The sequence below is a fragment of the Chromatiales bacterium 21-64-14 genome (assembly GCA_002255365.1).
In the GTDB taxonomy this organism is placed as follows: Bacteria; Pseudomonadota; Gammaproteobacteria; order 21-64-14; family 21-64-14; genus 21-64-14.
The window spans coordinates 60,099-70,776 of sequence record NCBI01000017.1 but is presented as its reverse complement, the minus strand read 5'-3'; the positions used below and the strand labels follow the sequence as shown (position 1 = coordinate 70,776).

The following is a 10,678-nucleotide window of genomic DNA, read 5'->3' as shown; positions in this document are numbered from 1 at the left end:
AAACCCTGGTTGGCCACATTGAACAGGCCCATGCCGACGGTGCGCGGCTCAAACCGGCCTGTGAACTTGCCGGCATCGATGTCCGCACCTTGCAGCGCTATGAATCAATCGAATCTGACCCGATCGATTCCCCAAGTCTCAACCAAGTTGCTTTATCTTAGTCGCTAAAAATGACGAGATAACAAAAGCCGAATACACACCAACCTGAACAGCAAAAGAAAAAATAAATATTGGCACACTAAGCCCATCCACAAGATTTTCCCTTCCTGCCAAAAAATAGTATCTAATCAATGCCACTAATGCTGCTAACATTATTCCCCAAATACAGATAAAATAGTAACCCCAAAAATTCTCGCCATGTAATTTCATTATCATCGGGGCGAACAGAACGGCGGGATAAATTATTTGTATTACAATAATGGATATCACCCCATGCCTGAAATCAGGAAATAAAAGTCCTCTTGCCAAGGAGAGCACTAAGACGTAAAGAACAAGCAGCCTGCTCGATAGAAAGCCGTCTATCAACGCAATCACTATTGGATTCCCCCAAAGTTTTTTTTCAGATTTGTAAAAAGTTTTTCCGGGAAAATTGTACGGGGTGTATTTATCCCCGCCGCGCCCAAACACTGCCGAACAAACTGGGTGCAGTTATTTTTGTACAAACTATAGTTTTGCTGTTGCTGTTCTCGGGTATCGATGCATTGCTGTGCCTTTCGATCTTGAGCTAACGTAGTAGGTATGGTAATTTTTGATGGCGCGGCCGGATCAGCTGATATTCTTCCTGGTACATCTCTACCCAAAACTGTCTGAAGATCACTCGTTCCAGGTTGTCGTCTTTGCCCTACTGTATTAGGTGTATTTACGCCAATTCCGACATGGCCAAGTCCAGCAGCCGCATTAGGATTAAACGAGACAGTAATATCAAGTCCGAATGAATCAATCCAGAACAACGGATTGTTCAGAGCATACCCATATAGATTCCCATCCCCTCCCGCGAACTGAATTGGATCTTTCGTCGTCCACCGTCCCACCCGTGCATCATAGTCCCGCGCCCCAAAGCGCACCAAGCCGGTATCCCGATCATACAGCCCACCGGAAAACCCGAACGGTTGGAATCCAGGATTTGTGTCCTTCGTCACATTACCGAAGGCATCGTAGTCCAGTTCCTGAGCGACGGCTCCGGTATTCGCTTCTACCACCAGCCGTGGACTGCCCAGCGGATCGCTGAATATCCGGTACACCTTCCCGCCCTTGATCATGTAATCCGGCGCGTTCGGTTTGGTGCCGTAGACAAACCGCGCTACGACCTTCCCAGAACTGTTTAGCTCCGCCACGGGGTTGAGTTGATCTTGGTACAAAAATCCCTGCACCAGCACCCCGTCGATCTGCTTGCCAATGCGCCGGCTCTGCCCGTCGATGAGATACTCCAAGCGCCGACCATCCGGAAGCAGCGCCTCGGTGAGGTTGCCAAGCACATCGTAGCTGTAACGCGTGGTCTGTGCACCCTCGGTCTTGGCCTCCAGGTCGCCGTTGGCATTGTAGGTATAGGCCGCGCTCCCATAGGTGAGGAGGCGATCCTGGGCGTCATAGGTTCCGGTGACCACACCTGCGGGTGTGGTCTCGCTCAAACGGTTGCTGTTGGCATCGTAGGCGTAACGGGCACTGAGCACACCGTCGATGGTTATGCTGGTCAGGCGTCCGGCAGGGTCGTAGGTGTAATCGTAGATCCGGGGCGCGCGGCCGACGGTGTCACTTTTCCGGGTGATGCGCCCAATCGCGTCACGCTCGAACTTCTCGCTAAAAACGAAACTGTGGATGATCCCGGAGAGGGTCAACGTACCCTGGACCTGCGCAGGGCGAATGAGCGGAACTTCTGTCGTACCTTCTAGGCGCACCACATTGTCGGGGCGTCCGTAGTAGAGCCGGTTCGAGGTGTCGAAACGCAGCGAATTCGGTGTGTCCGTCAGGGGAACGCTCTGCAGGGGGCTTCCCGGCACATGACAGGCGGTCACCAAGTTGGCGCCAGGGACAAACGCGGCGGCCGCCGGGCGCACCAGGGCCGCCAGGACTCGCCATGGGAGGCCTTGGGCCACGAGCGGAACCGCCCGGGACGGAAGCACGAAACACAGCCGTCCGTTCCCGTCCACGGCGAATCGCGTGAACCCCTGCTGCTGGTCGATCTGCGAGAAGGTGCCGTCCGCCTGTACGCGGTACAGGGTTCCGGATGCCGCACTCCCCGCCACGACACCCCAAATCGAACTGGATAACCGCATATCCGTTTCCGTCGCAGCGAAGGCCGCTACTTGGTTCACCGCCCCCGCGCTATCGACGCGATAGAGGAGGTTCTGCGCCGAAAAATACACCAGTCCGTCGGGGCCTACGAGCATAGAAATGCCGCTCGCAATCGGAAAACCACTCAACTCGGCCACCGACCGGTCTCCCCCCGAGGTGTGCACCCAAAGCTGCGTACCTTTGAGCAGATATACGGGACCGCTGGTAGCCGCCGCCACGGCGGATGCCGTCGCCAGCCATGCCGGTTGTTGCGGCGTACCGCCAGCAGCCGGAATCTGCCAGAATTTGCCTGCGGTATCCTGGAAATACGCGGATCCGTTGACGTCGACGGTGCCTAACCCGGCGACGCGGACACCGGTAGCAGTCGCGGGTTGGAGCGCTACGCTGCGATTCGCCGTGTAGACCACGTCCCCTGCAAGATCCTGCAGTTGGATCGCCAGCGGATTATCCCCGACGCTCAGGGGCACCGAGCCGGCGTACGTCCCGTCCGACTGTACTGGGATCGTGGTGCTGTTGATCTGGACTTGGCTCACACCCGTTATGGTTCCCTCCACCTTCAACGGGCCAGTCCCGACGATGGCGTGGTCCAGATCGGCCGTGATCGACCACACGCTGCCCCCCGAAGCGGCGCTCGTCACAAGTTCTCCAAATTCGTTGTAGCCCGAACTCGAATGCAGGACGCCTAAGGCGGTACCTGACACCAATCCGCTTCTGGGATCGCGCTGAATATTCAGATTCCCCGCCTGAACAAGCTGCCCGTCGCGGTCGTAGGTGAGGTACACCAGATCGTCGTTTACCCGTTGCGCACTGATCCGGCCCGCCTGGTCGTAAGTCCAATTCACGTTGCCAGCGACCGGACCGGTCCATTCGTAGGCGCGCAACCGGTCGCCTTGATAAAAATAGTCGAGGATGTTTCCATCTGGAGCCGTAACGCGACTCAGTTGTCCGGTCGGGTTGCCACGAAAATTCGTGGTGCTATACGCATATCGGTACTGCCCCCTGGGAATGCTTTCTGAAACCAGCCGGCCGCCGCTGTCGTAGGCGAGATCCGCACCGCGCCCGTCGGGGCGCAGGATCTGCGTGAGCTGTTGGGCCTTGTTGTAGCGTAACCGCATGGCCGGGTCGCCCTGACCTACATCCGGTGGCGTGTAAACGGATTGTTGATCCACTGGAGTATAGTCGTAGCGATGTACCGGACGCCCCGGTGGTGTCAACGACGCGAGGTTGCCGGATGCGTCGTAGCGGTAGTTGACTTGGCGTCCGTCCGGAAACGTTTGGGCGATGACCCTGCCCATGAGGTCATAGTCAAAGCGCATGCGCTGACCCGCGGCGTCGGTGATCATGTCGATGTCTCCAGCCGGGGTGTAGCGCAGCTGGGTGTTGCGCTGGTCAGCGCCACTGCCATTGATCACCTCGATCAGGTTGCCGCTGGGGTCGTAGACAAACTGCGTCGGCGTGCCAAGGGTGTCGATCAGACTCGTACGTAGGCCGCGTCCGCCATAGGCCATCTGGATCGTCCGGTTCTCGGGGCTCGTGAGTCCGGTCAGATTCCCATGGGCGTCGTAAGTCATCGTGGTGATGTTATTGAGACCATCGGTGATCTTCGTGATCTGGTTGAATAGTGGTTCGTACTGAAAAGTGGTGATGCCGATCGAGCTATCTGCAATCAGCAAGGGGTTTCCGCGCCCATCATAGGTAACGCTGGTCGTGCTGGCGGGGGTTACGATCTGCAACGGGTTCCCCTCTGGGTCCCGCCGTACGTTGGTTACGATCCCGGCGGGATCGGTGATGGCCGTCGCCTGTCCCAGGCGGTTCAGCTGAACGCTGCGGGTACGACCCTCGCCGTCGATGTAGGTGCTGTGTGCTGCCGCCGGTGGACGTACCACGGGCGCAGGCACGCTCGCGCTGCCCGTGCCGCTCGCGGGGTCCACCCAGCCCGTAGCCTGGTTCGTGCTGGCGCTGCGGACCGCGCCGTCCGGCAGGGTCGCACGCACCAACCGACCTAAAACATCGTAACGGTGGCGGGTAACGAAGCCACGGGCATCGGTTTCGGTGAGCAACCGGTGGTGCGCGTCGTAACCGAAGCCACGTTGGCTTCCATCAGGGAAAGTGACCCCGGTCAGATTGCCGTCGCCGTCGTGGGTGAAGGTGGTGGTACGACCGGCCGGGTCGCTAAGGCGGTCGAGTTTCCCTGAGGCATAGTCCAGGCGCGTCACTTGGCCTACCGGATCGGTGATGGTGATCAGCCGCCGTTGGACATCGTACGCATAGCGGGTGACGTTTCCGTTGCGGTCTACGCTGCGGGTTTCCATACCTCGGGGGTCGAATTCGAGGCGGGTCCCGTCTTTGAGCGTGCGCCCATAGGTGCCGTCGGACTTGTGTTCCAGCACCGAGTAGTCTCCGGACGGCGATACCAACGCACCGCCGCCCGCTTCGGTGGTGAACCGAACACGGTCCCCATTCCCGCCGCTCAGCAGTACGCTTCCGTCCACGGCGATATACAGGCGCTCCAGCCCACGCAATCCCCACCCGGCGCCGAACGGGCTGCTGCGCCCGTTGACAACCGCCACGGATCCACTCAGGTTGGAAGAGATCCGAGAACTCGCGTAGTTGCTGGTAAGACGGATTTGGTAGGGATAGCCGCCCGTTGGTAACGCCCCGGCGGGAAGATCAACGGCGCCGCGCAGGGTCTCATCGATATTCCCGCGAAGGCCCGCGGTGGATACAAACGTCTCGGGACCCTGTTGCACCCCTCCCACAGAGACCCCGTAGGAGGCGGCGGGAGGCACCCCGGCACGTGCCAGGAGCGTGAGGTCGAAGGGCAGGACCGGGCGCGGGTCGGCGCGTGCGCTGTCGTACACCAGTGTCGGCTGGCTCGAGCGACCCAGCGACACGTAGCCCGGCACGGAAAGACTGGCCAACAGCGCACCACTCTTTGACAGGACCCGCGAGCCGGAGGGCGAGCTGTCTTGGTTGCAGGGGCAGCGGTCGGGGCTGGGACCCTCACCGGTGTCGCCGCTACCACGCCCGACCGGCGGCAGCGGTCCGTACCAGTCCGTGGCGCGCACGCCCCCGGAGACGGTCTCCAGGCGCTGGCCATCGGCAGACACCCGGTTGGTACCGACGATGCTGAATACGCCGGTATCCGGGTTCACCGACCACAGATCCACTTCCTTGCCCGGCGCCAAGTGGTCGATGTTCGGAAAGCTCAATGCCCCCGGTGTCGTGAAGCGCACGCCTACCGGCTGCAAGGTCACCAGCAGCCCGGGATCCACCGTATCCGGCAGCGTCGCCGGAGCGAAACCACGCGGCACTTCGCTGATCGATAGGGTTCCGGTGTAGGGCGTGCCGTCCGGGTTCACGGCCGCACCGGCGGACACCGTCAGGGTCACCCCCAACCTTGCGTTCGTCACGACCGTCGTCGCACCCCCGGTGACCGGGGTGATGCTGCCGGCATCGATCCGTGGCAAGTAAACCGGCCGATCCAGGCGGTTGATGGCGTGCGCTACGGGATCGAAGTGCCTGCGAAATCCCGCATAGGTCCCGCCGCCGGGAGCGGGGCTCGCGGCGATGCCGTCGAAGGCCAGGACCTGATCCCCGGTGGGCAGGCCGCTGAGCGTGAAACGCCCGTCCGCGTCCGTGTGTGTGACGAGCGCGGTACCGAGGATCGCGACCGCGGCACCGGCGATGGGGACCGCCTGTCCCGCGGCGGCGGCGTTGGCATCCAGCACGGCGCCCGTAACGGCCGTGGGTGCCCCCAGGTCCACCGAGCCCACCGTGATACGCACCGTCTGGCGCATGACCGCCATCCCGTCGGTTGCATAGAAGCTCAGCTCCAGACCTCCGGACTGACCCCCATCGGGCCGGAATCTGAATACCCCGGTGACGGCATCGAGGGTCGCGTGGGCTGGCAGGGGCAGCGGCGACACCCCGTAACGCACGGCATCGCCATCCGCGTCCGTGGCATGCAGCGTGAAGGTGAGTGTCGTACCCGGCGTCACGCTGCGATCCGCGATCGCGGACAACACCGGTGGCTGGTTACCGGCGAACACGTCCCGCATCGTGCTCGCATTACCCGCGGCATCCGTCAACACCACCTGTAGGGTGTCCCCGGATTGCGCGCCGATATGCGCTGCGAAGCCGCCGTCCGCAGCGGCTGTCACCGTCACGGACTGCGCGGTACGGGGGTTGGTGATCATGACACCGACCCGGGGTTCCACGCTTCCAGGCCGGCCGGTAACGGTCACGATTCCGTCCGTCAGACCACTCACGGTGATTAACCCAACCTGCGCGGGCAACGGGTGAACGGTATCCAGGGTGACGATGCGGGTGAGCGTGGTACGGTTACCCGCCAGGTCGGTGGCGATCAGCGTGAGGGGGTTGGTTCCTGCCGTGAGCGGGACTCGCGCGGTGAACCCATGGTCGGGTGCTACCGCGACCCGCGCGCCGTTCAGGGTCAAGCGTGCGGTCTCGCTTAAGACCCCGTCCACCCGCAGGGTGGATTGGTTGGTAAACGCGCCCGGTCCGGGCTGATTCAGGGTGATCGCCGGCGGGACGGTATCCACGGTGAAGCGTACAGACACGACTTCGGAGACGTTTCCGGCGTGGTCCGCTACCGTTGCGGTGAGCGTGAGGGGTCCTTCGGGAAACACCGACGTGGGCGTACATTGAGCCCCCATGGACCGGGCGCCGGATGCACCCGCGGGCCGGGGCGTGCAGCGGGCGAGTACCGATTGGCCGTCTATGGCGAGCTTGACGCTATCCGGGGCGACGCCGGATCCGGTATCGCGATAACCCAGTTCGATGCGAGGTGTGGCGGTGTCGACGTAGCTCCCCTGCGTCGGGCGGCTCAGACTCAACTCCGGGGGATCGACGTCCGCGTAGAGCGCCAGGTGACGGATCTCACCGTCATCTTCGTCGACCTCAGGATGCCCGATGCGCGTGATGTGGGCCAGCAGCCGGCTGTCGACCGCGTAGCGGCGCAGTTGCCGCTCATTGGCCACCCATAGAGACGCATCCGCTGGATCGGCTGCGATCGCGGTGATCCCCCCGCCCCCTTCCTCGCCCGAGAACGGACGCAAGCTGAACGACACCTGTCCTCGGGCGTCTACGTGCGCCAGTTGACGCGCGCCCGCCAACCACGCACCGCCTGCCTCATCGGCAGCCAAGCGGCGATCCAACCCCCGAGGCAACGCGACCTGCAGGACGACTTGTCCGCTGCGGTCATAACGGCGCAATTCCCCTTTAAACGTCACCCACGCCGTACGCTGATGATCATCAAAGCTCAGCGCCAGAGGTTTTGACTTGCGTGGGAGCGCAATGCGCCGTAGCAGGGTCCCATCCGAATTGAAAATCTCTAGGCCGCCGCGCTCCAGCACCCAGAGTTGCGAGTCGGCACGGTCCAGGGCGGCGTCCAGCAACTTTGCAGATAGGCGTATCCGGCCTTGAGCCCGCCCTTCTGCGTCCAAACGCAGCAACCCATACCGGCTTCCCAGCCATGCGGTTCCCGAGGCGCCGTCCACCACCAAGGTGACGAATTTCCCATCCTCGTCGCCTTCGACACCTCCGAAGGGGGCCGCAACACTGAATCGCAGACTGCCGTCTGGCTCATAGACCTGCAGACCGTCGTGCGCGTAGACCCAAACGGCGCCGCTAGTGTGATTCACCGCCAGGGCGCCAGCTTTCCCGATCACCGGAATTTCGAGTAGCGTCTCGCCGCCCAGCGCAGAGCGTTTCACAAGCACATCGCCGGCCGATACCCAAAGCGCCGGGGTATAAGCACCGGGTGCGTCTGCGTCGGCACTCAGCAGACAGGGAAATACAAGGACAAAAAGCAATACGGCGCACGCCGACCGGCGTGCGGTCTCGGACCTTCTGCAACGGATCCCCATGGCGCCCCCTTCCGTAGGTGGCCAATTCAGCCGCTATCGCGGCAAATCAAAGTATCACGCCGAAGCCGCCGCGATACTCAGCGTCCCTGTCTATGCACGGTCGTTGCGATTTATGAAGCGCCCGGCACGCCGTCCAACTCGTTGGCGCTACCGTGGCGCTAGGATGGGTACCTCCCTGGTACCGGTGGCCGATCATTCGGCTCTGTCACGCTTGTGGCCAGAGCCTATCCGCGGACCCGGACGGATGTCAAGCGACCATCGACACGGACATCGAACCAGCTCAATGACAGTGGCGCCTCGCACTCTACTACGTACCAAGGTACGCACTAACGGTGCGTGTCATCTGTCTCGGCCAGTTTCGATCAATGGACAGAGTTTCTAGAGGACTGAAACGCTGGTGGTTTATCAAACATTGCTTGCCACTACCACTAGACCGCGTTGCAACCGTGATGCATGCACGATGTTGCGGATGTGCCTACTCATAGGTCAGCAAATTAGGGGACAACATGCCACCTTCCGGTGCCCAATGCGACATTAAGCGAGACGGACGCACGGTATCGCGGGCGGCGCTGGAAGAGATGCGCCTGGTGGCCCTGGAGCGCATGAACGAAGGCGATCCACCTGCTGACGTGGCAGCTTCGTTCGAGCGGAAAACCTCTCCCGCCATTGTTCGCCAGACCAAGCGCGAAAAGGCCGAAATCTACTTCTGGGGTGAATCGGGCTTTCGCGCCGATGCGGTGCAGGGCCAGACCTGGGCCGCCAAGGGACACACGCCAGTGCTGTCGGTGCCCGGGCAGCGCCAGGGGATTAACGCGGCCTCGGCAGTCAACAGCAAAGGCGGCTTCTGGTTCGCCACCCACAGTGGTCGCCTGAATGGGGATCTGTTCGTCGACCTGCTGCGACAGATTCCGAAAGCGTATGCCTCATTTAGACGGGGTCCATGGCGGGCGATCCGATGGACGCCAAGATCCAAATGTGTCGCGCGTGGGCAACGCAAAGTGAACCCGCTGGAGACGCTAGGTTATTGTGCGAAACCCGCACGCATATGCCATCAAGCAGGCTGGCGGCGTTATCAGTCTTCCCGCAGTGCCGGGCGCAGGCGGATCTCCTCGCGCGGACGCAGGGTCACCAGGGCCATCGGCGTCACCGCACCGCCGGAGGCCGCGGCAAAGCGCAGGCGGCGCGCGGCCATGGCCACCGCGAACTGCATCTCCATCATGGCGAAGGCCTCACCGACACAACGCCGTGGCCCAGCTCCGAAGGGAAAATAACGGTAGCGGGGACGCTCCACGGCGCGCTGTGGATCGAAGCGCTCGGGACGAAATTCGTTCGGCGCTTCCCAGTGCTCGGGATGCCGGTGGGTGACGTAGGGGCTGAGCAGGATGGTGGTACCCGCCGGCACCCGGATGCCGGCCAGGGTGTCGTCCTCCACAGCGGTGCGCGCCAGGAACCACGCGGGCGGGTACAGGCGCATGGTCTCTTCCAGCACCATCCGGGTCACTGGCAATCGGGACAAGTCGTCATACACCGGGTCGCGCTCCCCCAGCACCTCACGCGCCTCTCGCGCCACGCGCTGCGCCCACTCCGGATGGCGCGCCAGCCGGTACCACGTCCACGCCAGTACGGTCGCGCTGGTCTCGTGTCCAGCGAGCAGCAGGGTCATAACTTCGTCGCGCAGTTCGCGATCACTCATCCCCTCTCCGGTGTCCTCATCGCGAGCATCGAGGAGCATGGCGAGCAGCGCGCCGCCCTGCGCCGCGCCCGCGCGCCCCTCCCCTATCACCCGGTAGACGATGCGGTCGAGTGCCGCGCAGGCGGCCCGAAAGCGCCGATTGGCGGCGGTCGGCAGACGCGCGCCCAGTCCGGTCACGGCCCACATTCGGCGGTTGATGCCGAGCTGGAGTTCGGCGACAGCCGCGCGCACGACTTCCGCATCGCCGCCCAGGCCGGTGCCGAAGAAGGCGCGCACCGCCATCTCCAAAGTGAGCGCCATGGTCTCGCGGTGCATGGAGAGGGCCGCGCCGCGGCGCGCGATATCGGCCCAGGCCGCCACCCGCTCGCCCGCGACAGCGCACACCAGTGCGCAGAGTTCCGCCAGGCGTCCACGCTGGAAGGCAGGCTGTACCAGACGACGCTGGCGGCGCCAGAACGGGCCATCGCTGGTCACCAGGCCGTGGCCGATCACCGGCACCAGCTTGTCGTAAAACGCCGCCTTGCCGTAACGCCCTTCGCTGTTGTGGAGGACCCGGTGGATCAACTCCGGTCCGGTCACCAGCAGCGCGCGCCGGGGACCGAGCCGCAGCTTCACCACGTCTCCGTGGCGGGCGGCGGCCTGAGTCAGAAATGCGAGGGGATCGCGGCGCAGTTGCGGCAGCACGCCAAGCAGCGGCCACCCACGTGGGCCCGGCACCCGCCGCAAGGTCCGTGGAGATCCGTCCGCTGCCGGCTCCATACCTGTTGCCGTACCTCTACTCGGTGGGATATCACGCTGCCGG

The 10,678-nt window shown here is 62.7% G+C and carries 2 protein-coding genes and 1 pseudogene; 1 reads left to right on the top strand and 2 read right to left on the bottom strand.

The window, feature by feature from the left end; genetic code table 11:
• Positions 1-533: 533 nt before the first annotated feature.
• A complete protein-coding gene (locus B7Z66_09515; protein OYV76299.1) occupies positions 534-8,183 on the bottom strand; it encodes a hypothetical protein in 7,650 nt (2,549 codons plus the stop codon).
• A 506-nt stretch (positions 8,184-8,689) separates the two neighbouring features.
• Between B7Z66_09515 and B7Z66_09510 the strand changes: the two are divergent.
• A pseudogene (locus B7Z66_09510) lies at positions 8,690-9,097 on the top strand (IS630 family transposase).
• A 158-nt stretch (positions 9,098-9,255) separates the two neighbouring features.
• Here the strand turns inward: B7Z66_09510 and B7Z66_09505 are convergent.
• Entirely contained in the window at positions 9,256-10,635 is a 1,380-nt protein-coding gene (locus tag B7Z66_09505) for a hypothetical protein (GenBank protein ID OYV76298.1), read from the bottom strand.
• Positions 10,636-10,678 lie beyond the last annotated feature (43 nt).

Coding starts and splice junctions, on each gene's coding strand:
- B7Z66_09515 (OYV76299.1), bottom strand. CDS start 8,183: ATGGGGATCCGTTGCAGAAGGTCCGAGACCGCACGCCGGTCGGCGTGC.
- B7Z66_09505 (OYV76298.1), bottom strand. CDS start 10,635: ATGGAGCCGGCAGCGGACGGATCTCCACGGACCTTGCGGCGGGTGCCG.